The following is a 23,050-nucleotide window of genomic DNA, read 5'->3' as shown; positions in this document are numbered from 1 at the left end:
TTAGAGCCTGTGCAAGGATATCAGTCAAAATACCCTTTTATCGGTCACCTCACCACCATAGATATCGGTCACTTCGCGTCAAATCAGCTTTCCAGCCAGATCATAGTGAAAACAATACTCAAACTCTGACCAAAATCTTACATTCCCCTAATAAACTCCCTCTTTTCTTTTACAAGATCCACCCTTGCAAACAGAAGTGCATACATAAAAGTAAAAATAAGATACGATAAGCCAATAATCAGGCTAAGAGTCCTCGGGTCAAAAATCTCCAGCAGGAATCCTGCTGCACCCATGGAGATAGCCAGGGAAAGGTTTGAAACCATCTGCATTAAACCAAAAAAGGTTCCCTGTCTTGATCGGGGTATGAATTTCATCATGACCGTGTCCAGGCAGATGTTGCCAAGGCCGCCTGCAAAGGTGATCAGCACAACAGTGAAAAGTGCTGTATAAAAGCTTGGTGCGAGGCTTAATAAAATATGGCCAGTGCCTTCTAAAGCGATAAAGATGATTGCGAGTACAAGGAGGCCTTTCTTGATCATATGAGAAAAGAATGAACTTAGAATAAGCCCAATCCCCAGTGCTCCATACATAAATCCAACGCCTAATTCTCCCATATCAAAAACCTCCAGACCATAAATGCTTACAAGAATATTGTCAATACCATTGGCGAGCGGCATGGTCAGCATCATGATAAAAAAGGCAATCAGTGCAGAAGAGCCAAGTATAAGTCTCGCTGGCGAAATGGCAGCGGATGTTTTCGTTCTTTCTCTATTTTCCTCAGAGACAGCCGGGAAAACCATCCTGGAGATTAGATATGCTGATAACAGGAAGGTAAGGCTGTTAATCATGAAAGCGGCATTGTTACCTAGAAAGTAGGCGAGAATTCCGCCTGTGCTTGATCCAATAATGAGGACGGCCCCGATCATGACTTGTTCAATCGCGTTTACAAATATGAGCCTATCTGACTTTACAAGGGCAGGTATCGCAGACATCCTGGCTGGTGAGTAGATGGCTTCTCCCGTTGCGATTAGGAGTGCACTTGCGTAAACAATCCATAAATCCCCTGCCTCCCTTACGAAAAGCAGCGCCAGGACAGCAGGCACTCTCAACAAGTCTACTGCCACGAGAATGGCCTTTTTGGAAAAACGGTCTGCCAGCATTCCGCCTATTGGAGCAATGAAGAAAAAAGGTGCCATGCGAATGGCGAATAACAGCCCAATTGCTACTCCGGAACCTGTTACGTGGTATAGAAGTGCAAGCAGCGCAACCTGTGTAAATCGATTTCCAATTCCATTAATGACACCAGCCCAAAAGAGCTTTTGATAATTTGCTTCCTGTTTCCATACAGTCCAATTTGTCATTTTTTCCGCACCTCTGCGAATGTTGATTCGATATATATCTAATTAGATTATATTCGAATTAGTTTGTTTGCACAATCAATAATTTTACGTTTTTTTGTAGCGATGAAACTTTATCTTTTGGATAATCGTAAAGATTATTAAGGAGGCGGGTATGATGAAATTAATTTTCGAGGTTCTATTTCTATTAATCGTTATCTATTACAGCTATCATTACATTATTTTAATAGCACAAATGAAGAAACCTGCCCTTATTCCTTTTGACAGGACTGACCTGAAAACAGTAAGGAAATTCCCCCAGAAATCTGCGGATGCCCCTGTTATCTCAAAAAACAAGCTGGGACTAACGATGTATGCTGTCATGCTGGCTTTTCTAATCGCTATGTTTATATTCGGAAAATATAATATGAAATTCAGCTGGACGTATCTCTATCTTCTGTTTATCCCTTTAATTAATGCCAAGGATCTGCTGAATGTATTTGCTGTCTATGATGACGGCTTTATAAGCGGAAGCAAGTTTGTTCCATGGAAAAAGCTGCAATCCTTCCATTTCAAAAAAATCGATCTGAATCATAAATACTATGGTTATTCTCAAGAAGTAAATGAAGGCTATGAACTTATACTTAAAACAAAAATGGGCAGCCATAGCCTTGTTGTAACGGAAAAGGAAATGAAAGAAAGGCTTGCGTGTATTTTCGAAGAGCAGGTGAAAGAGGGATAAGGAGTTCTACAGTTATTCACTGAGTTGATTGGAGCGGAAGGTGCTAATCCAGCGAAAATGCTATCGCATTTTCTTCGTGCGGTGTTTTCTCGAGGAAGCATATTCAACGTCCTGTGGGAGGAGTAGGACAGGTGAGACCCCACAGACGCGGAGCTCGACCGAGGCTTAGTGCCCGCCCCACGGAAAGCGAGTGCCTCGTGCTGAAATCAACGGGCAATATTTGGGGGAAGAAACGTAAAAAGTTTTAAAACGTCCTTTTGTTGGTATTTATATAATAAAACATCAGGAAAGGATCAAGAGAGATGAAAGAAATTACCGTAACTGTTGACTATGAAGGTTTAAAATATCAAACGAATATCATTACAAATAAAGAAGCCGGCGACGAGGAAATTTTAAAGCAGGCAGAAGACCAGATCAAAAGACAGTTGAGTAATTAAGAATAAAAATTACCCCCTTAATCAGAAGATAAGGGGGTTAATTGTGGGTCAATGCAATTTTTGATTTAGTTTTTGCTGCAGCAATTCAATTTTATTCGGCAGGACAAATAAGTACTCTATTAAACTCTCTAAGAGCTCCATCAGCAAAGAGGCCATTTCCTGATCAATATCTTTTTCGAGATCAAGCATCTGGTAAAAGGCGCTGCCTGGCTGTGCCAGCTGGCTTAAAGATTGCAGAGGCCTTGCTAAATCAACATGCTCTGGCAGCTGTTCAAACTGCTTTGAAAGGTTTTGCCCCTTGACCTCTTCGCCGAGGAAGTTCTTTAGTATGCTTTCAAGTACCCGTTTGGACATCACGGCAGTAGCAACCGTATCTTTGGAATAGCTGACATTTAAAGCCGACCGGTAGGCTCTTGTCAGGTCTCCCGGCACTTCCTTTATTTTCTCAAGCTGAGTCAGGAGCTCTTTCGCTGAATTGGGATCATAGATATAGAGAATAGTCTCGTCGCTCGATTGTTCAGCTTGATTAAGAATCATGATAAAAACCGATTCCTTTTTGCAGGCAGAACAACCTCCATGTGAAAGTATACTGGACTTGCTTGTATGATTATAATTTGCCTTTATCGTAAAAAGGCTCGGTTTACTGCATTTAGGGCACTCGCATTGGACACTTGATGGTATCTTCCTATAACCAAATTGACTATGAGAAATAATTTGTGCTGGCAACACTCTTCTCATTATCATTTCCCCCCGCTAGGTTTCTGTTTTTCCATTCCATTACATTTAAGTATAACTTTGAAAAATAATTCAGACAAACCTGAAAAATCTGGAATTTATTCAATTCAGATCCAGTATTGAAATGTGAAAGCTGCTGCCACTATCTATATAAACGCAAAAAAGGAGCTCATCCCATTCTTGGGAAAAGCTCCTTTTTCTTTATCCTTTATAAGGGTTATTGCGGTTCTCCCTTACATTATTAAAATCATAAGCATCTCTGTAGCGGGTATCCACATCATCGTTGTAGGCCGAAACAGTACGGTCTGTATAGTCATCTGTTGTCGTGTCGTCAAGCTTTTCGCTTAGCGGACGGTTTGAGTCCAGATTCTCATCTGTCCAAACACTGCTGCTGTTTCTGGCGTTATCCTTAAAAGCATTCGTTCCGCGGTCAAGCTCCCCGGGGTTTAAAGGATCAGCGTTTGTATAGGTTGTCCGGTCTCCTTCCAGAACAGAACGATTTGTATCTGTATAGCCGTCAGTAAAATCGGTGGATTTAGTTTCAGGGTCGACTAACACAAGAATTTTCCCTGATTTGACATCAGCTTCATAACGATGTGCTTCCTCTTCAGGAATACCCATGCCGATAAGTGCTCCTGCAATACCGCCGGCACCTGCGCCAACAGCAGCTCCTGTTAATGTAGCAGCGATTGGTCCGGCTGCCACAATCGGCCCGATACCGGGAATCGCCAATGCGCCTACACCGGCCAGAAGACCTGTTAGTCCTCCAAGAATTCCGCCTGTTGCCGCTCCGGCAGCTAATCCTTCTTCCGTTTTTGTGCCTGTTTCTTCTGTAACGGCATCTACATCATCTTTATTTTTGCTGATTACGGAAATGTCTTCAGGGCGGTATCCCTCCGCTCTTAACTTTTCAACCGCTTGAATGGCTTCTTGCTCTGTATCATATGCACCTACAATATGCTTGTTTGTTGCCATGTTCATCATCCTCCTTATAATTTATTGCTTATCTATTGGTGTACATACCTTTTTCATCACATCCATAAACCGCGTGGATAAAATTACTAATAATTTCCCCTTGACTAATAAGTGGCTTGACCTGTAACTGCATAATCGGTAGTTTAAAAATAGAATAGTTACAAGGAAGGTTGGTTCGCTTTGAATAAACTTTATTATGAAGATCCATATATCCAAACATTTGAAACGGAACTTGTCTATCAGGGAGAAGATGACAAGGAAAAGATATATGCCGTCCTGAAAGAAACGGCCTTTTACCCAACTGGCGGAGGACAGCCTCATGATGAGGGAACACTTAATGGCGTAAAAGTGTTGGATGTTGAAGAAGCGGAAGGGGAAATCCGTCATTATTTAGAAAGGGAATTGGACCCCTCCATTTCCAGTGTCTCAGGAGAAATAGATTGGAACAGACGGTTTGACCATATGCAGCAGCATGCAGGACAGCATATTTTATCGGCTGCCTTTGAAGAGCTTTACGGCTATAAAACGGTCAGCTTTCATTTAGGTAAAGAAACATTAACCATTGATCTGGATATCAGTGAATTACCGGTCCGGCATGCAGAAGAAGCGGAGAGGCTGGCGAATCGCATCATTCTTGAGAACCGGCCAATAGAAGCCAGGTGGGTGAGTGCGGAAGAAGCTTCCCAATTTCCGCTCCGCAAGCAGCTGTCTGTCAGGGAAGACATTCGGCTTGTGATGATCCCGGAATTTGATTATAACGGATGCGGCGGAACCCACCCATCTTCAACCGGCCAGGTTGCCGGCATTAAAGTATTAGACTGGGAACGCCAAAAGAAGAAAATCCGTGTGCAGTTTATCTGCGGGAATCGGATCCTTGCGCAGCTTCAGAGCAAACATGAAATTACAAAAAATCTTAGTCAGCTTCTTAATGCATCAGAAGAGGACTTGCCTTCAGCAGCCAGCCGTTTGATTGAAAATGGGAAGAACCTGGAGAAACAGCTGGAAGCAGCAAAGGAAGCGCTGTTAGCTTATGAAGCAAAAGAATTGTTCATAGCAGGAAACGGGGAGTGTACCAGCAAGGTCTTTGAGGGACGATCCATCCAGGAGCTGCAGAAACTGGCCCGCCTAATCGCATCCCAATCTGAAAATGCTGTTGTTATCCTAATCAATGAAACCGCCGATAAACTTCAATTTGTTTGCGCCAGTGGAGCAGATTCCGGGTCTGATATGAAGGGCCTGGCTGCAGAACTTTTGCAGAAGATTAACGGAAAAGGCGGGGGGAATCCTCAATTTGCACAGGGTGGGGGAGACAAACTTATGAGCGGGGAGAACCTGCTTCAGTATGCACTGAGACTTGCAGGGCAAATCAGCTCTGAAAACTGATAATGTAATAATGAGAAGGAACAGCCTTAATTGATAAAATATTTAGAAAAGTATTGAAAAGTGATTGTAATACAGCTTCTGTTGTATTACAATTTTGGTACGGGCCATGCATTATAATGAATGTTTATGATAACCTCATAAACGCCTCATATAATATCCGGTTCTGCAGGAGGCAAGTTCATGTACAGACAAAATACCGTCTATATCATCGGGGACAGCAAAACATCATTGAACAATCCGATTATGCAAAAATACAATGGCTTCTTTATAGGTCTTGTAATTGACAGGGAAACAGATGAAATTGTAGATGCAGAATGTTCATCTACCATTAACTTAACCTCATTATTTATTAAATCAATATTTGTCGGCAAATCCATACTGGAAGCTGACAAGGTAACGGAAGAAATCGAAAGCCGCTACTTCGGCTCCTCTCAAAAGGCACTAATGGTTGCCTTTAAAAATGCCCATATAAAATATACACAAATTATGAATAAGTAGAGCTGCTTTTTCTGTTTTCCGCAGATGAAATCCAGCTATCAGAGAAAAGCATTATTTTCTCCGATAGCTGGATTTTTTGCATTCTGCCTGTATAAAAGGTAGATTACAGGCTAATTTTACAGAAAATATCAAATAATCTATAATATAAAACTATAACAATATAATATTTGGGGGATTTTTAATGAAGCTTTATCTATCGGTTGATATGGAAGGAATAACGGGTCTGGCTGATCACACACATGTTGACTCTTCGAAGCACAATTATGAACGCAGCAGGATAATCATGACTGATGAAGCAAATCATGTGGTAACAGCTGCCTTTGACGAGGGCTGCAGCGAGGTTATCGTAAATGACAGCCACTCGAAAATGAATAACCTGCTCATTGAAAGGATGCATCCAGAAACACAGCTGATTACTGGCGATGTGAAGCCATACTCAATGGTTCAGGGGCTTGATTCAACCTTTAGCGGTGCCATGTTTGTTGGTTATCATGCACGTGCTTCCATGAAAGGAGTTATGTCCCACTCCATGATATTCGGTGTAAGGCATATGTACATCAATGACCATGCCATTGGGGAAATGGGCTTTAATGCTTATGTGGCAGGTTATCATGGCGTACCTGTTCTCATGGTGGCCGGAGATGACCAGGCGGCTCTGGAAGCAGAAAAATTAATCCCGAATGTCACCACTGCGGTTGTAAAGGAAACGATTTCTCGCTCAAGCGTGAAATCGCTGACACCTGCAAAAGCCGGACAGCTTTTAAGAGAAAAAGCAGCAGAGGCTCTTAGCAGGAAGGAACTTGTAGAACCGCTTGTTCCGCCAGAAAACCCTGTATTGAAAATTGAATTTGCCAACTATGGCCAGGCTGAGTGGGCTGCTTTAATGCCTGGTGCAGAGATAGAAGAGAATACAACCATTGTCCGCTATCAGGCTAAGGATATTCTTGAAGCATACCAGGCAATGCTGGTGATGACTGAGCTGGCCATGAGAACTACATTCTGTTAGGAAGTGTTAATGAATGACTGGATACATAATAAAACGCCTTATCGCAATGGTCGTCACACTTTGGTTCATTATCACTCTGACTTTTTTCTTAATGCATTCCATACCGGGGTCGCCTTTTAATGAAGAAAGAAATACAAGTGAAGCGGTTCAGCGAAATCTGGAAAAATTCTACCATTTGGATGAACCGCTCTATGTCCAATATGGGATGTACTTGAAGTCCGTTGTGACATTCGACTTTGGGCCATCTATTAAAAAATCTTCCCAGACGGTTAATGAAATGCTCGGACGGGGCTTTCCGGTGTCTTTCGAACTGGGAATCGTCACATTGATCGTGGCGGTTTTTTCGGGAATTGCCCTCGGAATCATAGCTGCCCTCCGGCACAATGGCTTTATTGATTATTTAGCGATGACCATTGCTGTTCTGGGAATATCGGTGCCAAACTTTGTGCTTGCCACACTGTTAATTCAGCAACTTGCTGTCAACCTGGCAATCCTGCCGGTGGCTACCTGGTCAAGTCCGAAGCATATGATACTGCCGACTCTGGCGCTTGCGACAGGGCCCATGGCGATTATCGCCCGTCTGACACGTTCAAGCATGCTGGAGGTGCTGACGCAGGATTACATAAAAACGGCCAAAGCAAAAGGCTTATCACCAGTGAAAATTGTGTTTAAGCATGCACTGAGGAATGCCCTCCTGCCTGTCGTAACTGTATTGGGATCCTTGGCAGCAAGCATTTTGACAGGTACGTTTGTCATTGAAAAAATCTTTGCCATTCCTGGAATGGGAAAGTATTTTGTAGAAAGCATCAATACACGTGATTATCCCGTCATAATGGGGACCACCGTTTTTTACAGTTCAATATTGATTATTATGCTGTTCCTTGTGGACATTGCATATGGAATTTTAGACCCGAGAATTAAGCTTCACAAAAAGGAGGCGAGCTAATGGAACTGCGCAAACAGCATGATAACCGCAACCTTGCACCCGATATTCCGGATGACTGGTTTGTGCCTAAGGCCAAGGACCAGGATGCAGCGGAAGCAGTTGTAAGGCCGAGCCTTTCCTATTGGCAGGATGCATGGCGCCGGCTTTTGAAAAATAAGCTGGCAATGGCAGGGCTATTCTTTCTTATTGCTTTAGCCTTTATGTCTATTTTTGGACCCATGCTTTCCCCGCATAGTGTATCTGAGCAGTCTCTGACTAATCAGAACCTTCCGCCATCATCGAAGTATTGGTTCGGCACTGACGAGCTGGGCAGAGATGTATTCGCCAGAACATGGTATGGTGCAAGAATTTCCTTATTCGTGGGAATCGTTGCTGCCATGATTGATTTTGCAATCGGAGTCATCTATGGCGGGATTGCCGGCTATAAAGGCGGCAGAACAGATAATGCCATGATGAGGGTTGTGGAAATTCTTTATGGACTTCCTTATTTGCTTGTTGTTATTTTAATCAGCGTCGTAATGGGACCTGGTTTGTTCACGATTATATTTGCCCTTTCTGTGACGGGCTGGGTTGGGATGGCCCGGATTGTCCGCGGGCAGGTTCTGCAGATTAAGAACTATGAATTTGTACTGGCATCAAAGACTTTTGGGACAAAAACTTCGAGGATTATTAAGAAAAACCTGCTTCCGAATACGATGGGCCCTATTATTGTACAGATGACACTTACCGTTCCTTCAGCCATCTTTGCAGAGGCTTTCCTGAGCTTTCTGGGATTAGGCATTCAGCCTCCTTTTGCCAGCTGGGGATCCATGGCCAATGATGGGCTGTCTACAATTCTATCAGGTCACTGGTGGCGCCTGTTCTTCCCTGCCTTTTTCATCTCCCTGACCATGTTTTCGTTTAATGTGCTGGGAGACGGATTGCAGGATGCCCTTGATCCAAAGTTAAGGAGGTAGCAGCATGGAGAAAGTACTGGAAGTAAAAGACCTGCATGTCACATTTACCACTTATGGCGGTGAAGTCCAGGCTGTAAGGGGAGTAACATTTGATCTGTATAAGGGGGAAACCCTTGCAATTGTCGGTGAATCCGGCTGCGGGAAAAGCGTGACTTCCCAGAGCATCATGCGGCTGATTCCCTCCCCGCCCGGGAGAATAGCTGATGGCGCTGTCCTTTTTAAAGGGAAGGATCTGACCAAATTAAAAGAGTCTGAAATGCGGAATATTCGCGGTGCAGACATTTCGATGATCTTTCAGGATCCAATGACGGCTTTGAACCCTACTATTACCATTGGGGAGCAAATTATAGAAGGAATTATGCAGCATGAACCCATTTCCCGGCAGGATGCCCGTAAAAAGGCCCTGGAAATGCTTAATTTAGTTGGGATTCCAAATCCGTCCGAAAGATTGAAGCATTATCCCCACCAGTTCAGCGGAGGGATGAGGCAGCGGATTGTGATTGCCATGGCCCTTGTCTGTGCGCCCGAAGTGCTAATTGCCGATGAACCTACAACCGCACTTGATGTGACCATACAAGCACAAATATTGGATTTGTTTAAAGATATCCAGAAGAAAACTGGAGTATCCATTATCATCATTACCCATGACCTTGGCGTTGTCGCTCAAGTAGCGGACCGCATTGCCGTCATGTACGCAGGAAAAATAGTGGAAGCCGGAGAACGAAGGGAAATCTTCTACAATCCACAGCATCCCTATACGAAAGGCCTGCTGAATTCAGTTCCGCGTCTTGATCTTGACGGAGCCGATCTAGTTCCCATTGGCGGATCCCCGCCGGATTTATTCGCTCCGCCGGCCGGCTGCCCGTTTGCTGCCCGATGCGGCTTCGCAATGGAAGTATGTGACCGGGTTTATCCATATAAAACTCATATAAGCCGTGATCATCATGTAGATTGCTGGCTCCAGGATGAACGGGCACAGAAAATGCTTGCATCCGTAAAATAGGTTTTTCCTTTCACAGTGCTGGATCAGCACAGTGAAAGTTATGATTCTATCAGCTGTCAAACAGGCAGCTGATAGATAAAGAAATATATTTTAAGAGGGGGAAAAAGAATGAAAAAGTTTTTATCACTGCTGCTGGCAGGTGTATTGCTGTTTGTCATGGCAGCCTGTACGGCAAATGAAAATGCCGGCAAAGAAACAGACAGCAAGGATGATGGCAAGAAAGAAGAAGAAAGTGCTGAAAAAGTGCTTTATTTGAACAATGGCCAGGAGCCGACTTCGTTTGATCCTCCTATCGGCTTTGACTCTGTTTCCTGGAGCGCACTGAATAACTTGATGGAAGGTTTGACCCGTCTGGGGCAAGATCATGAACCAGAAGCAGCAATTGCTGAAAAATGGGATATCTCAGAAGATGGAAAGGTTTATACCTTTCATATCCGTGAGGATGCAAAATGGTCAAATGGTGATCCTGTAACTGCAGGTGACTTCGAATTTGCATGGAAGCGCCTTTTAAATCCTGATACAGGTTCTTCAGCCGCTTTCCTTGGTTACTTCATTGAAGGCGGAGAAGCTTATAACAATGGGGAAGGATCAGCTGATGATGTAAAAGTAAAAGCAGTTGATGACAAAACATTTGAAGTTACTTTAGTTAGTCCGCAAGCTTACTTCTTAAGTGTAATCACTAACCCTGCATTTTTCCCAATTAACGAAAAAGTTGCAACAGAAAACCCGAAGTGGTTTGCTGAAGCTGAATCTTTTGTCGGAAATGGTCCTTTTAACTTAACGGAATGGGAGCATGACAGCCATTTTGTGATGGAGAAAAACGATCAATATTGGGATGCTGAGACTGTAAAGCTTGATAAAATTCACTGGGCAATCATTGATGATACAAATACAGAATATCAAATGTATCAATCGGGAGAACTGGATGTATCGGATGTACCTTCTGAGCTAAGCGAGCAGCTGCTGGGAGAAGCAAAAGTTGAAGACCAGGCTGGAGATTATTTTTATCGATTTAATGTAAACATGGAGCCATTCCAAAATCTAAACATCCGTAAAGCATTTGCGATGGCAGTGGACCAGCAGCAAATTGTTGATTTCGTCACAAAGAATGGCGAAAAGCCAGCATATGGATTTGTTTCATATGGTTTTACTGATCCTTCAGGAAAAGATTTCCGTGAAGTGTCGGGAGATCTTGTAAAAACAAATGCAGAAGAAGCGAAGGCATTACTTGAAAAAGGCATGGAAGAAGAAGGATATGATAAGCTTCCAGAAGTTACCTTAACATACAGCACGGATGATACACACAAGAAAATAGCTGAAGCACTTCAGCAAATGTTCAAAGAAAACCTTGGCGTGGAAGTAAAGCTTGCCAACATGGAATGGAATGTATTCGCTGAAGAACAAAAAGCGCTTAAATTCCAATTATCACGAAGCTCATTCCTTGCTGACTACGCAGATCCTATCAACTTCCTTGAAAACTTCCAGACAGGTCATTCCATGAACCGCACCGGCTGGAGCAATGAGAAATACGATCAGCTGATTAAAGATGCAAAGAATGAAGCTGATGAAGCCAAACGCTTTGAACTAATGTATGAAGCAGAAAAAATCTTATTTGAAGAAATGCCGATTATCCCTATCCATTTCTACAACCAGGTTTATCTTTATAATGATGCTGTTTCAGGAATCGTCCGCCATCCGGTTGGATACATGGAGCTTAAATGGGCAGATAAGAAGTAATGCTTCTTCTGCTTGATTTGAAAAAAGGGGTGTTCGTGCGAACATCCCTTTTTTTCGAAATATAAACTTTTGAGAATTTGGATCTTTGAACTTTGATAACTGTCTAGCTCCGAGCGCCATCGGCTCAAGGTCTGAAGCTTGGCTAAATGCGGCTCCCTAAGCAGTCGCCTTCATTTTTCGGGCAATCACTTCTGAAGGCAAAAAACGCCTTCTGCCTAGCGCTTGTCTTAAGCTTGTCGCCGCTCTGCGCTTTTCAAATTATTTCCCGAAAAATAATACATTTTCTCGAATTTTAGCTTATATCCTCGACAATTATTTCATTTCCCAAACAATGCTTTTGCTGAAGGAGCATATAATGCTAATAAACAACTAAAAGGATGTGGCAGCATGGCAATGAAACCTCAGCGCCTGGAAAAAGGCGATGCGATTGGAATTATAGCACCGGCAAGTCCGCCCAATCAGGAAAACCTGAAGCGATCCCTGGCCTTTTTGGATGAGCTTGGCGTAAAAGTAAAAATGGGCGATCATGTGACTGATCAATATGGATACCTTGCCGGAAATGACGAGGACCGGCTGGCAGATTTACATAAAATGTTTTTGGATAAGGAAGTCAAAGCCATCATTTGCGCAGGCGGCGGCTATGGCACAGGGAGAATTGCGTCCCAAATTGAATACAGCCTGATTAAAGAAAACCCGAAAATTTTCTGGGGCTACAGTGATATTACATTCCTGCACACCGCAATCCGCCAGCAGACGGGATTAGTCACCTTCCATGGCCCGATGCTGGCATCCGATATTGGCAAGGAGGATGCGGATCCGCTATCAAAGCAATATTTTAACCAGTTATTTGAGCCTGTAACGCTTGACTATCCAGAAGGGATTTCAAATCTGGAGACAATGGTAAGCGGCAGGGCTTCGGGAGTCTTAACGGGCGGAAATTTGTCTCTCCTGGCCAGTACGATAGGGACACCCTATGAAATAGATACAAAAGATAAGCTTGTTCTTATTGAAGACATCAATGAAGAGCCCCGTGCGGTCGACCGCATGCTAAACCAGCTGCATATGGCCGGGAAGCTTGAGGATGCGGCCGGCTTTATCATCGGGGACTTTAATAATTGCGTCCCTGAAAGAGAACTTTCCTTAGAACTGGATGAAGTACTGGATACTTATATAAAAAGGGTGAATAAGCCGGCTGTAAAAGGCTTTAATATCGGCCATTGCTCTCCGCATATTTCTGTGCCTTTAGGTGTAATGGCAGAATTGGATGCTGCCGGTAAAAAGCTGATAATCGAAAGCGGCGTTAAGTAAAAGGGTGGTATAGATGAAAATAAACACGATCGAAACATTTAGAGCTGCGGTACCACTGAAAAAACCATTTAAAACAGCTTTGAGAACGGTTGAGACAGCAGAAACGATTGTTGTAAAAGTAACTTGCGATAACGGTATTGCCGGCTGGGGGGAGGCCCCTCCAACTGTGGTGATCACAGGAGACAGCCTTTCAAGCATCGAATCCGCCATTCATCATGTATTAAAGCCGATGCTGGTCAATAAGAGTCTTCTAAACTATGAGGATATCTTCCAGGGAATTCAGTCAGCTTTAATAGGAAATTCAAGTGCAAAGGCTGCGGTGGATATGGCATTGTATGATTGTCTTGCACAGCAGTGCAAACTGCCCCTTTACCAATTTTTAGGAGGACATAAAAATGAGGTGGAAACGGATTATACGGTAAGCGTCAATGGCCCGGAGGAAATGGGAGAAGATGCTGTTTCCTATGTTCAGCAGGGCTTTAATGTCCTTAAGGTGAAGGTAGGCAAGGATGATATTTTAACAGATATTGAGAGAATTAGAGAAATCCGCACACGTGTCGGATCAAAGATTAAAATCCGCCTGGATGCCAATCAGGGCTGGAAATCAAAGGATGCTATCCATGCCATCCGAAAAATGGAAGCTTTGGACTTGAATATTGAGCTTGTCGAACAGCCTGTGAAGGCCTGGGATATAGAGGGCCTTAAGCAGGTTACCGATGCGGTTGATACACCGATTATGGCAGACGAAAGTGTCTTTTCCCCGAAGCAGGCATTTGAAGTCATTAAAACGCGAAGTGCTGATTTAATCAATATTAAGCTGATGAAATCAGGCGGCATTTATCAGGCGCAGATCATCAATCAGCTCGCTGAAGTCTGCGGGATGGAGTGCATGGTGGGCAGCATGATTGAAACCAAGATCGGCATTACGGCAGCAGCCCATTTTGCCGCAAGCAAAAAGAATATAACCCGTTTTGACTTTGACGCTCCATTGATGATGGCAAAAGAAATTGTGGAAGGCGGAATCCATTATTCCGGCCGTAAAATCACCCTGCCGTCGGAACATGGTCTGGGCATCAGGAATGTATCGTTAATAGTGAACAAGCAGGAACTGACTTCCTGATAAATCATGAAAAGGAGGAATTTGTTTTGGCAATTCAGCAAAAATGGCTGGTATCGGTTCCTGTAGCAACCTTGTGGACATCAAGCGATTCATCAAGAGAAATTGACTTTGAAGCGATCACCAATCCAGTTAATCTGGATTCCTGGCTTGGAAAGCTCACATATGAGCCCCGGCTTGAACTTTGCGAAGGGAATCTTGTTCAATCACAAGTTCTGTACGGAGAAGAAGTGATTGTATTGGAGGAGAAGGATGGGTGGGTTCATGTTGTTGTCCCGGGCCAGCCTTCTTCTAAGGACGAGAGAGGATATCCCGGATGGGTGCCGAAGGCCCAGCTGACTAAAAATGAAGATTGGAAGCTTGGTAGCAGAAAGGCTGCGGTCATTCAGAAGAAAAAGGCAACCCTCTATTCTAATGACAGAGAGCCGGAACTTATACTAAGCTATCAAACCATACTCCCGGTGTTAAGAGAAGAAGCTGAGTGGATTCAGGTGCAGACACCTGAAGGAGCAGGATATCTAAAACCTGAAGATGTGCAGGTGTATGAAACAATCGGGGCTATACGGAAAGGCAGCGGAAAAGACATCATCGATGCGGGGGAACAATTTATAGGCCTGCCATATCTATGGGGCGGCATGAGCAGCTTTGGGTATGACTGCTCAGGATTCAGCTATTCTATGTGCAAAGCAAATGGATTTATCATCCCCCGTGATGCCCATGATCAGGCGGAAGCAGGGGATCCGGTTGAACTTGACGCCATTGAACCCGGGGACTTATTATTTTTTGCTTATGAAGAAGGAAAAGGCAAACTCCATCATGTTGGCATCTATTATGGTGATGGGAAGCTGCTTCATTCTCCTAATACCGGTAAAACCATCGAAATTATCGACTTGAAAGACACCATCTATGAAAAGGAATTATGTGCAGCTAGACGTTACTGGCAAGAGACGGGGGAATAAATATGTCAAAAGAAGCACTGTTAAAGGTCAATAATTTGAAGAAGCATTTTTCAATGGGGAAAGGACAGACTCTGAAGGCCGTTGATGATGTCTCCTTTCATATCAAACAAGGAGAAACCTTCGGGATTGTCGGCGAATCCGGCTGCGGAAAGTCAACCGCAGGGCGTACAATTATTGGTTTATATAACCGTACAGAAGGCGATGTCCTTTATGACGGAAAGAATGTCCATACCATGACTGAAAAAGAAAGGTTTGCTTTTCACAGGAAGATGCAGATGATCTTTCAGGATCCATATGCTTCGTTGAATCCGCGGTCAACCGTCCAGGAGATTATTTCGGAGCCCATGGAAGTGCATGGGTTATATCCGAACAAGAAGGAACGGCTTGAGCGGGTCTATCAGCTTCTGGAGGATGTGGGACTTAACCGCGATCATGCCAACCGCTACCCGCATGAATTCAGCGGCGGACAAAGGCAAAGAATTGGGATTGCCCGTGCATTAGCGCTGGATCCGGAATTCATTATTGCTGATGAGCCGATCTCCGCACTGGATGTATCGGTACAAGCCCAGGTAGTCAACCTGCTTAAGGGGCTCCAAAAGAAAAAAGGCCTGACCTACTTATTTATCGCCCATGATCTCTCGATGGTCAAACATATCAGCGACAGAATTGGCGTTATGTATTTGGGGAATTTAGTGGAATTAACCACAAGCGAAAACTTATATAAAAATCCGCTTCACCCTTATACGCAGGCCTTACTTTCGGCGATTCCCATCCCTGACCCTGATGTTGAGGATCATCGGGAAAGAATCATTTTGGAAGGGGAACTCCCAAGTCCAATGAATCCTCCAAGCGGCTGCGTATTCCGCACGCGCTGTCCTTATGCGATGGAGGCTTGTGCTTCCATGAAGCCTGAGTGGCAGGAGATTGAGAAGGATCATTTTGTGGCCTGCCATTTATATAATGAAAAGGTAACGGGCGACCATAACCGGCCGCAAGTAGCCGCTGCGAAATAACATGAACTTTCTTACTATCAAAGCAGAAATTCTTGATTTGGCCAGCTGCTGTGAAGGACGTGTGGCCGTATACATCCATACAGAGGATGGTGTTATCGAAACAAATGCCGATGATGTTATCTCTTCCGCAAGCTTAATTAAGGTTCCCATTTTACTCGCGGGGCTTTCACAGGCGGAGAATGCCCTGCTTGATCTCGATGAGGAAGCAGAAGTGAAGGATGCTGCCCGGGTTGGCGGAGCCGGGGTATTGCAGGCCATGAGCAAGGGTCTGAAGATGAAGGTTATAGACTTAATGACGCTCATGGTCATTGTATCTGATAATACTGCGACCAATCTCATCATTGAGAGGCTGGGAATAGAGAAAATCAATCAGTTTATCAAAAGTTTGGGGTTTAATTGCACGGAATTAAACAGAAAGATGATGGACTTTGAGGCATTGAAAAACGGCATGGACAACACCACGACTGCCAGGGATATGGTGTATGGCATGAAGGCATTGGCAGAGAATTCGCTTTTATCCGGGAAATTTACAGAAAAAGCACTGGATATATTGGAAAAACAGCAGTATAAGAACAAACTTGCAAACACAATGGACACGGAAAAAGTCAAGGTTGCCAGCAAAACAGGAGAACTACCCGGAATAGAGCATGATTGCGCCATATTTACCCATAAAGGAAACACCGTTTACGCCGCTGTCCTTGTCGACCAGCTTCAAAGTCAGGCAGCTGGAAGAGAAGTACTGTCCGCAATTGGCAGTCGCATTAATCAATATATAACTCATAAATAAGGAACCGTTTACTGAGAACGGTTCCTTATTTATCTATGCAGTTTTTTGCTTTTCAGGAAGAATTAGTGGATCGACGGTCCTCGAAGATAATTCGTGCGCTAGGCGCTGAGCTTTCAAAATTATTTATGATGAAAAGGGCATTTCCCTTCGATTGGTTTAATGTCATCACCGATAAAGTATTGTTTCCACTCACGGTGTTCGGGATCGCCATAATGGCTGATGTTTGGATGGGTAGGGAGGCCATCCCATTTTTCAACCCGTTCCCTTACTTTTTCCCTGGACATGATGCCGCCTTTAGAGGTGCCTTCAAGGCCTTCAAAAATGCGGCGCGGCTGGAAGCCGAGTACAAGGCTATTGCCTAAATCCCTCGTCTTTCTCTGCTTGTAGGCAGGCGCATTTCCAAACACAAAGAATGGTTCCTCAGCAAAAGAAAACGCCCATAAGTGGTGGTCAGGATCTGTCGGATAATCCTTAGGCCAAGGCTTTGTATCAACCTTATGCAAATACTGCAGAATATTCCAGAAATATTCTCTGTAATGTTCAAGCGGTTTTTCATCTGTCTCCGGCTCCACAAATACAAACAGGCCATGGCGAATGAGTTTTGGTGCGTCAAAAAGCTCGATAAAGGATTCGAGGGCTCCCGGCAGGTTAGACCAATCTTCCTGTGTAATATAGGCATATCTCAATTCGCCGCGCATTTCAGCAGTCATTCCAAAATAGCACGGGAAGGTTTTATCTGTAACTGTATCATGAAATGTTTTATATTCCTGAATAACCCACTCAGGCACAATCTCGGGGTTAATCATATCTTCTTTTGTTAAAAGAAACTTACTGGCAGTTTTCATTTTTTCACCTCAGAATGTTCTACTTATGAAATATGTACCCCTTAAAAAGTCCTTTGAAACTAGCTGGGTGGAAAAGGAAATGAAAAAGACAGCCGTGTTGGCTGCCTTAAGCTTTATAAGATTTTCGGTATTTATATTGATTGAGCTGAAAGCGGATAAAACAGCCTATGCAAAATCCAAGAATGGCGACAAATGCTGATAGAGCTACCATAGCTGTAAAAACATATCCTGCAGCTGTCCAGCCCAGAAGAAAGCTGATCAGGCCCAGCGCCAGGCATGCAACGGCAATCACTTGATTAAATTGCTGCTGCTCCCAGTCTTCAGGAATGTAATCAGCAGGATTTTTTCTTAGAAAAAGTTTTGCTGCACGCATAATGGGATTGTAGCCGAACAATAGGCCCATTATACCTGCAAGGAGGGGTATGGCAAGAATCCATGCTTCACCGGTTAGCCACGAAGCTAAAACACTTAATACGATCGACCATTGATTAGTTCTTACGAGCGGGCGGGGAATAGAAACAGGTATATTTGCCAATTATTTTCCGACCTTTCTCATTGGTTTTATAGGTATTAATAGTTTACTTAAATTGCAAGTTTTTGTGAAGAGAAAAAGCTTGGGAAAATAAAAATAGTCCGTTATGAAGGACAATATCGAAAAGAACCCTGCGCTACTTCGGACAGTAGGAGGTGAATTCTGGTCAAGAGAGTCCGAACCCGGTGCAACTTCAGACAGGAGAAGAAGATCCGCAGGAGAGAGTCCGAACTCATGCAACAGCCTTTAAAGAAAAAAGACTTTGGAATGGATTCCAAAGTCTCCTGAAAAATTTTATCCGTAAAAACACGTTACGTGCTAAAACGATTCTTTGCTGCTTTTTTTAATGTGAACTGCGGAATGCTGATTCCGATCAGGATCAGCACGATTCCGAAAGTCTGTGCTTCTGAAATTCTTTCGCCAAGAATCAGCATGGCAGCAGCAACAGCGGCCGGGAGTTCGGCAGAACCTACAATTGTGGCAAGACCTGAATCTAAATGAGGTGAGCCGATTGCAAAAAATACAATTGGGAAAATAGCCCCGAACAATGCCATCAGCAGCCCGAATTTCCATAGGCCCTCAAGCTGGATGCCACCGCTTATTAAAACGGGGCCTGAAAAAGCTGCAACCAGAAGAAGTCCGCCAAACGTGATGAAGATGCTCATCTGGATGGTTGGAATTCCTTTACCTGCCTTGCCGCTTGCAAAAATGAATACGGCAAATGTTACCGCAGATAATAAGCCATAGATCAGTCCCTCAGCTTGAATAGGATGTGACCCGGAATTAATCAGGTTGCTTGCAAATACAGTCCCTATAATTAGCAAAATCGAAGAAATGATTTTTGCTTTGCTGGGCATCTTTCTTTCATATAGAGCTTCTAAAAGAATTCCTATCCAGGTGAACTGAAATAAGAGAACAACAGCGATGGAGGCCGGATTCCGATCAAGGCTCATTCCATACAGAATGCCTGTTAAACTTAGGGAAGCACCGGTCAATAACAAAGCTGCTGTTTGTTTAAGGGTGATTTTTGTTTTTTTGATAAATGGGAAAGAAAGCAACAGCAAAAGGAGCCCAAATAAATATTGGCTTCCGGTCAATTCAGGAACAGAGTGGCCGGCCTGGAGTCCGAGTTTCACAATGGATGCCAGAATGCCATAACTGCATGCGCCAAGAAAAATGAATAATGAATATTTTAAGTTTCCCATTATGGATACTCCCTTCTGAAGATGATATCAGGCAATCAGGTCAATCATAACATCTCAGTAAGTCTTTAGGGGAAGATTTTTTCTGCACAAAAATAAGAGCCAGTGATTTTTCTCACTGACTCTTTCTTAATTATCGATTATTCTCCTAAGTAGGCATTTAACATCCAAATATGCGTATCCAATTTTTCCATAAGACCGATGGCAAAGTCGCCTGTCACTTGATCTTCCTGCTCCTCAGCAAGCTGTGCTAAAGAAATTAATTGTTCTTTAATATGTCTATAATCGGAAGCAAGAGCGGCAACCATATCTTCTGCTTTCTTTTCCCCATTAGACTCTTCAAGAGTAGTGATGCTTAAGAACTCCTTAAGTGTCGCTGCCGGTGAGCCGCCGATGGCTAGCAGGCGTTCGGCTGCCTCATCCACAACTTCAGCTGCTTCATTATATAATTCTTCGAACTTTTCATGAAGGGTAAAGAAAAGCGGGCCTTTTACAAACCAGTGGTAGCGGTGCAATTTAGTATAAAGAACACTCCAGTTTGCGATTTGTACATTTAATGCTGCATGTAATTTTTCCATTTTTATATTCCCCCTAAGTCATTTATATATTTATTATAACAAATATCAAATTAAAATCAATACCTATTTATAATAATTATAAATAAGCAAATTCAAAATCCACAGTATAACCATGGCTGATTATGGTAAAGTGATATAGTACCGCTTAATTGGCAAGACATACAGGTTAGTGAGGATTTTTTAATGGAATATCTCTTATTTATTACGCTCGGAGCGCTTATTAGTGTGCTCTCTGGTTTTTTTGGGGTAGGCGGGGGATTCATTCTTACTCCGACACTCATGCTGTTTGGCTTTTCTCCGGTAGAAGCAATCACAACGAGTTTGCTTTTTTCAATTGGTACCTCTCTTTCAGGCATCTTCGCTCATATCAGGATGAAGAATATATGGCTTAAGCAAGGGCTGATTCTTGGACTAAGCGGCATGGCAGCTACTCAGGCCGCCCATCCCTTCGTGCTGTTTCTTGAGGAAAAGGGCTGGGATGCGTGGGCAGTTCCTTTGTTTTATATCATTCTGCTGTCTTATTTTGCTTTGGGCATGTTAAAAAGAGGGAAAAAATCAGCCAATGCCTCTCCGTCATCTGAACATTCTCCATCCATTGTGAAAATGGTTCTGATTGGATTTTTTGCAGGATTTGTTTCTACGACATTAGGTGTGGGCGGCGGCTTTATTATGGTGCCTTTATCGGTTGCCTATTTAGGGATGATGCCGAAGAAAGCAGTAGGAACCAGCTTGTTTGCTATCATGTTAATCGTATCTGCAGGCTTTCTATCCTACGCTTCCACTGTCAGCATTGATTATTGGATTGGCATTTCACTCGTAACAGGAGGCCTGATAGGGTCACAATTTGGAGCGAAGCTTACCTCCTATTTTGAAAACGAAGAAATCACCTATATGCTCGGAGCCTTATATATGGCTACAGTGGCAAGTGTGATTCTGAAATTAATACATTTGAATTATACCGGCTTAGTGCTGATGGCCATTTTTGTCGGCGGCTTTTTAGTAAGAAGCCTTGTGAAAATGCATAAAGCAAATGCCCGCACAAAGGCAAAAAAGGAGAGACCATAATGGCCTCTCCTTTTACATTTGCCGGGGCACCTTCATGCCGAGTGTCTGCATCCCGTCGGAAAGAACAATTGTGACTGCTTTGACAAGGGCAAGTCTTGATTTGATGCTGTTATCCTTTTCTAATATTCTTACCTGTCCGTAATATTTATTGAAGGCTTGAGCCACATCAATCAAATATTTAGCCAGGACAGAAGGGGAAAGCTGCATATAAGATTGTCTGATTTTTTCAGGATACTGATAGAGCAGCTTGATAATTTCCCAGCTGTAAGAATCAGATAGCCCATTTTCGGCAGATGGAATATTGTCTGCCTTGCGGAGAAGAGAATAGGCCCGGGCATTGGTGTATTGCAGATAGGGTCCTGTTTCTCCTTCAAATGTCAGCATATCTTCAAGTGAAAATTCAATATTATTCATGCGGTCATTTTTCAGATCATGGAACAGAATAGCCCCGATGCCGACTGCTTCAGCGACTTCATCTTTGTTTTCCAAGCCGGGATTTTTAGCTTCGATATTGGTCTTTGCCAGAAGGATTGCTTCATTCAGGACCTCCTCAAGAAGGATGACTCTGCCTTTTCGGGTAGACATCTTTTTTCCATCTTTTAAATAGAGGCCAAAAGGGACATGTCTCATATTATCCGCCCACTCATAACCCATCTTTTTAATAACGCTTTTAACCTGCCTGAAATGGATGCTCTGTTCCTGACCGACAATGTATAGGGAATGATCAAACTGATAGGTTTCTTTTCTATAAAAAGCTGCAGCGAGATCCCGTGTTGCATACAGAGTCGCTCCGTCGGATTTTTTTATCAGGCATGGAGGAAGGTCTTCATCAGGCAGTTGAACCACCTCTGCGCCATCAGACTCAGCCAGCAGGTCTTTTGCCATGAGTTCCTCTATGACGGGTTCCATTTTATCATTATAAAAAGCTTCACCATTGTATGAGTCGAAATGAATGCCAAGCATATCATAAACCCGCTGGAATTCTTTCAATGATTCTTCTCTAAACCAGCTCCAGAGTGCCTGAGCTTGCTCATTTCCGTTTTCAAGCTCTTTGAACCAGGAACGCGCTTCATCTTCAAGGGCTGGGTTAGCTTCTGCTTCTTCATGGAAGCGTATATATAGGCTAAGCAGTTCCTTTATGGGATTTTCCTTCACTTTATCCGGGCTGCCCCACTTTGTATAAGCGGTGATCAGCTTGCCGAATTGTGTGCCCCAATCGCCTAAGTGGTTGATTCTGACCGCTGTATAACCGCATTTTTCGGCCAGGCTGCCGAGGGCGTTTCCAATGACCGTAGACCGCAAATGGCCCATGGAGAAGGGCTTTGCGATGTTTGGCGAAGAGAAATCAAGCACGGCTGTTTTGCCTGCGCCATCATTCTTCTGTCCATATTCTTTTCCTTCGTTCAAAATTTTTTCCATTATGACTGCACCGGCTGACTCTTTGGAAAAGAAGATATTAATGTAAGGACCAGCAGCCTCTGCTTTTTCGATATGCGGTCCCTGAATCAGGCACGCTGTCTCGTCAGCAATAGAGGCAGGTGACTTCCTGAATGCTTTTGCAAGTGTAAAACAGGGAAAAGCAAGATCGCCATGTGCCGGATTCTTTGGCGTTTCGATTAAGTCCGCAATTGCTTCGTCAGAAAGCTGCCCATTCAGCACTGAAGCCAGCTGAGCTGTGAAAATAGCTTTGAAATTGATCATATTAACACCTCCTGGAAAATAAAAAAGCCCGCCTCTATATAAAAATAGAGACGAGCTGAAGTCTACCCGCGGTACCACTCTGATTGTCCAAAGGACCTCTTTTGAAAGGACGTTTCAAAATATGTTTGAACGCATTTCCTAAAGGGGTTTGGTAACGGGACTCCTTACCCGGCATAGCCTACTTTTCT

Annotated in this window: 23 protein-coding genes and 1 other annotated feature (1 of these 24 cut by a window edge); of the genes, 15 read left to right on the top strand and 8 right to left on the bottom strand. The window is 43.6% G+C overall.

All coding sequences use genetic code 11. The features are described 5' to 3' along the window. Positions 1–137 precede the first annotated feature (137 nt). The gene (locus NR125_RS21260) at positions 138–1,361 is read right to left on the bottom strand and encodes an MFS transporter (RefSeq protein ID WP_251264950.1); all 1,224 of its coding nucleotides are present in this window, start codon (positions 1,359–1,361) and stop codon (positions 138–140) included. 151 nt (positions 1,362–1,512) lie between these two features. On the opposite strand from NR125_RS21260, the gene NR125_RS21255 reads away from it, so the two are divergent. Continuing rightward, the gene (locus NR125_RS21255) at positions 1,513–2,079 is read left to right on the top strand and encodes a hypothetical protein (protein WP_217027336.1); all 567 of its coding nucleotides are present in this window, start codon (positions 1,513–1,515) and stop codon (positions 2,077–2,079) included. 302 nt (positions 2,080–2,381) lie between these two features. Further along, positions 2,382–2,516 (top strand): BA3454 family stress response protein, encoded by a 135-nt coding sequence (locus NR125_RS21250; protein ID WP_217027339.1) that lies wholly within the window; start codon positions 2,382–2,384, stop codon positions 2,514–2,516. Positions 2,517–2,564: 48 nt separating this feature from the next. Here the strand turns inward: NR125_RS21250 and NR125_RS21245 are convergent, their stop codons facing one another. Together NR125_RS21245 and NR125_RS21240 are read right to left on the bottom strand one after the other, a co-directional pair. Next, positions 2,565–3,053: a hypothetical protein gene (locus tag NR125_RS21245; RefSeq protein ID WP_157380295.1), complete on the bottom strand. Its 489-nt coding sequence runs from the start codon at positions 3,051–3,053 to the stop codon at positions 2,565–2,567. 399 nt (positions 3,054–3,452) lie between these two features. After that, positions 3,453–4,226, bottom strand: coding sequence for a general stress protein (locus tag NR125_RS21240; protein WP_009336367.1), 774 nt, complete (start codon positions 4,224–4,226; stop codon positions 3,453–3,455). Positions 4,227–4,406: 180 nt separating this feature from the next. On the opposite strand from NR125_RS21240, the gene NR125_RS21235 reads away from it, so the two are divergent. The 12 genes from NR125_RS21235 to NR125_RS21180 all read left to right on the top strand — a co-directional run bounded on the left by NR125_RS21235 (position 4,407) and on the right by NR125_RS21180 (position 16,939). Beyond that, positions 4,407–5,609 carry an alanyl-tRNA editing protein gene (locus tag NR125_RS21235; protein ID WP_256816104.1) on the top strand — a complete coding sequence of 401 codons (1,203 nt, stop codon included), beginning with the start codon at positions 4,407–4,409 and terminating at the stop codon, positions 5,607–5,609. Positions 5,610–5,789: 180 nt separating this feature from the next. After that, complete coding sequence (locus NR125_RS21230; protein ID WP_009336365.1) at positions 5,790–6,107, top strand: DUF3870 domain-containing protein; 318 nt, start codon at positions 5,790–5,792, stop codon at positions 6,105–6,107. A gap of 181 nt (positions 6,108–6,288) precedes the next feature. Beyond that, complete coding sequence (locus NR125_RS21225; protein WP_071155110.1) at positions 6,289–7,113, top strand: M55 family metallopeptidase; 825 nt, start codon at positions 6,289–6,291, stop codon at positions 7,111–7,113. A 13-nt stretch (positions 7,114–7,126) separates the two neighbouring features. Then, positions 7,127–8,059, top strand: a complete 933-nt coding sequence (locus NR125_RS21220; RefSeq protein WP_009336363.1) for an ABC transporter permease — start codon at positions 7,127–7,129, stop codon at positions 8,057–8,059. Continuing rightward, complete coding sequence (locus NR125_RS21215; protein WP_009336362.1) at positions 8,059–9,015, top strand: ABC transporter permease; 957 nt, start codon at positions 8,059–8,061, stop codon at positions 9,013–9,015. Before NR125_RS21220 ends, NR125_RS21215 begins: the two co-directional genes overlap by 1 nt. 4 nt (positions 9,016–9,019) lie before the next feature. Then, entirely contained in the window at positions 9,020–10,018 is a 999-nt protein-coding gene (locus NR125_RS21210; protein WP_009336361.1) for an ABC transporter ATP-binding protein, read from the top strand. Between the two features lie 108 nt (positions 10,019–10,126). Next, positions 10,127–11,755: a peptide ABC transporter substrate-binding protein gene (locus tag NR125_RS21205; protein ID WP_019381217.1), complete on the top strand. Its 1,629-nt coding sequence runs from the start codon at positions 10,127–10,129 to the stop codon at positions 11,753–11,755. Positions 11,756–12,142: 387 nt separating this feature from the next. Next, positions 12,143–13,063 carry a S66 peptidase family protein gene (locus NR125_RS21200; protein WP_251157237.1) on the top strand — a complete coding sequence of 307 codons (921 nt, stop codon included), beginning with the start codon at positions 12,143–12,145 and terminating at the stop codon, positions 13,061–13,063. Between the two features lie 13 nt (positions 13,064–13,076). Further along, entirely contained in the window at positions 13,077–14,183 is a 1,107-nt protein-coding gene (locus NR125_RS21195; RefSeq protein WP_019381219.1) for a dipeptide epimerase, read from the top strand. Positions 14,184–14,209: 26 nt separating this feature from the next. Then, positions 14,210–15,139 carry a C40 family peptidase gene (locus tag NR125_RS21190; RefSeq protein WP_009336356.1) on the top strand — a complete coding sequence of 310 codons (930 nt, stop codon included), beginning with the start codon at positions 14,210–14,212 and terminating at the stop codon, positions 15,137–15,139. Positions 15,140–15,141: 2 nt separating this feature from the next. Continuing rightward, positions 15,142–16,152 (top strand): ABC transporter ATP-binding protein, encoded by a 1,011-nt coding sequence (locus tag NR125_RS21185; RefSeq protein WP_019381220.1) that lies wholly within the window; start codon positions 15,142–15,144, stop codon positions 16,150–16,152. 1 nt (position 16,153) lies between these two features. Beyond that, a complete protein-coding gene (locus NR125_RS21180; RefSeq protein WP_019381221.1) occupies positions 16,154–16,939 on the top strand; it encodes a serine hydrolase in 786 nt (261 codons plus the stop codon). 119 nt (positions 16,940–17,058) lie between these two features. Here the strand turns inward: NR125_RS21180 and NR125_RS21175 are convergent, their stop codons facing one another. From NR125_RS21175 to NR125_RS21160, 4 genes are all read right to left on the bottom strand, one after another. Then, the gene (locus tag NR125_RS21175; protein WP_251157238.1) at positions 17,059–17,784 is read right to left on the bottom strand and encodes a YqcI/YcgG family protein; all 726 of its coding nucleotides are present in this window, start codon (positions 17,782–17,784) and stop codon (positions 17,059–17,061) included. Positions 17,785–17,890: 106 nt separating this feature from the next. Further along, complete coding sequence (locus NR125_RS21170) at positions 17,891–18,319, bottom strand: DUF4395 domain-containing protein (RefSeq protein WP_009336352.1); 429 nt, start codon at positions 18,317–18,319, stop codon at positions 17,891–17,893. 308 nt (positions 18,320–18,627) lie between these two features. Further along, positions 18,628–19,521 (bottom strand): EamA family transporter, encoded by an 894-nt coding sequence (locus tag NR125_RS21165; RefSeq protein WP_217027360.1) that lies wholly within the window; start codon positions 19,519–19,521, stop codon positions 18,628–18,630. 137 nt (positions 19,522–19,658) lie between these two features. Next, entirely contained in the window at positions 19,659–20,096 is a 438-nt protein-coding gene (locus NR125_RS21160) for a Dps family protein (RefSeq protein ID WP_009336349.1), read from the bottom strand. Positions 20,097–20,279: 183 nt separating this feature from the next. Here NR125_RS21160 and NR125_RS21155 point away from each other — a divergent pair, with 183 nt between their 5' ends. Further along, on the top strand, positions 20,280–21,161 hold the full coding sequence (locus NR125_RS21155) for a sulfite exporter TauE/SafE family protein (RefSeq protein WP_251157240.1): 882 nt from the start codon (positions 20,280–20,282) through the stop codon (positions 21,159–21,161). A gap of 12 nt (positions 21,162–21,173) precedes the next feature. On the opposite strand, the gene argS is transcribed toward NR125_RS21155, so the two are convergent. Further along, positions 21,174–22,859 (bottom strand): arginine--tRNA ligase, encoded by a 1,686-nt coding sequence (gene argS, locus NR125_RS21150; RefSeq protein ID WP_256816109.1) that lies wholly within the window; start codon positions 22,857–22,859, stop codon positions 21,174–21,176. A gap of 46 nt (positions 22,860–22,905) precedes the next feature. Continuing rightward, positions 22,906–23,050 (bottom strand) — a binding site (T-box leader); it runs 116 nt beyond the window's last position.

Origin of the sequence: Cytobacillus sp. Bac17 (assembly GCF_024519925.1) — a bacterium.
GTDB lineage: Bacteria > Bacillota > Bacilli > Bacillales > Cytobacillaceae > Cytobacillus > Cytobacillus pseudoceanisediminis.
This window is presented reverse-complemented; position numbering and strand designations above follow the sequence as displayed.

Coding starts and splice junctions, on each gene's coding strand:
- NR125_RS21225 (WP_071155110.1), top strand. CDS start 6,289: ATGAAGCTTTATCTATCGGTTGATATGGAAGGAATAACGGGTCTGGCT.
- NR125_RS21205 (WP_019381217.1), top strand. CDS start 10,127: ATGAAAAAGTTTTTATCACTGCTGCTGGCAGGTGTATTGCTGTTTGTC.
- NR125_RS21210 (WP_009336361.1), top strand. CDS start 9,020: ATGGAGAAAGTACTGGAAGTAAAAGACCTGCATGTCACATTTACCACT.
- NR125_RS21230 (WP_009336365.1), top strand. CDS start 5,790: ATGTACAGACAAAATACCGTCTATATCATCGGGGACAGCAAAACATCA.
- NR125_RS21255 (WP_217027336.1), top strand. CDS start 1,513: ATGATGAAATTAATTTTCGAGGTTCTATTTCTATTAATCGTTATCTAT.
- NR125_RS21260 (WP_251264950.1), bottom strand. CDS start 1,361: ATGACAAATTGGACTGTATGGAAACAGGAAGCAAATTATCAAAAGCTC.
- NR125_RS21245 (WP_157380295.1), bottom strand. CDS start 3,053: ATGATTCTTAATCAAGCTGAACAATCGAGCGACGAGACTATTCTCTAT.
- NR125_RS21200 (WP_251157237.1), top strand. CDS start 12,143: ATGGCAATGAAACCTCAGCGCCTGGAAAAAGGCGATGCGATTGGAATT.
- NR125_RS21165 (WP_217027360.1), bottom strand. CDS start 19,521: ATGGGAAACTTAAAATATTCATTATTCATTTTTCTTGGCGCATGCAGT.
- NR125_RS21180 (WP_019381221.1), top strand. CDS start 16,154: ATGAACTTTCTTACTATCAAAGCAGAAATTCTTGATTTGGCCAGCTGC.
- NR125_RS21185 (WP_019381220.1), top strand. CDS start 15,142: ATGTCAAAAGAAGCACTGTTAAAGGTCAATAATTTGAAGAAGCATTTT.
- NR125_RS21175 (WP_251157238.1), bottom strand. CDS start 17,784: ATGAAAACTGCCAGTAAGTTTCTTTTAACAAAAGAAGATATGATTAAC.
- NR125_RS21160 (WP_009336349.1), bottom strand. CDS start 20,096: ATGGAAAAATTACATGCAGCATTAAATGTACAAATCGCAAACTGGAGT.
- NR125_RS21195 (WP_019381219.1), top strand. CDS start 13,077: ATGAAAATAAACACGATCGAAACATTTAGAGCTGCGGTACCACTGAAA.
- NR125_RS21250 (WP_217027339.1), top strand. CDS start 2,382: ATGAAAGAAATTACCGTAACTGTTGACTATGAAGGTTTAAAATATCAA.
- NR125_RS21220 (WP_009336363.1), top strand. CDS start 7,127: ATGACTGGATACATAATAAAACGCCTTATCGCAATGGTCGTCACACTT.
- NR125_RS21155 (WP_251157240.1), top strand. CDS start 20,280: ATGGAATATCTCTTATTTATTACGCTCGGAGCGCTTATTAGTGTGCTC.
- NR125_RS21215 (WP_009336362.1), top strand. CDS start 8,059: ATGGAACTGCGCAAACAGCATGATAACCGCAACCTTGCACCCGATATT.
- NR125_RS21240 (WP_009336367.1), bottom strand. CDS start 4,226: ATGGCAACAAACAAGCATATTGTAGGTGCATATGATACAGAGCAAGAA.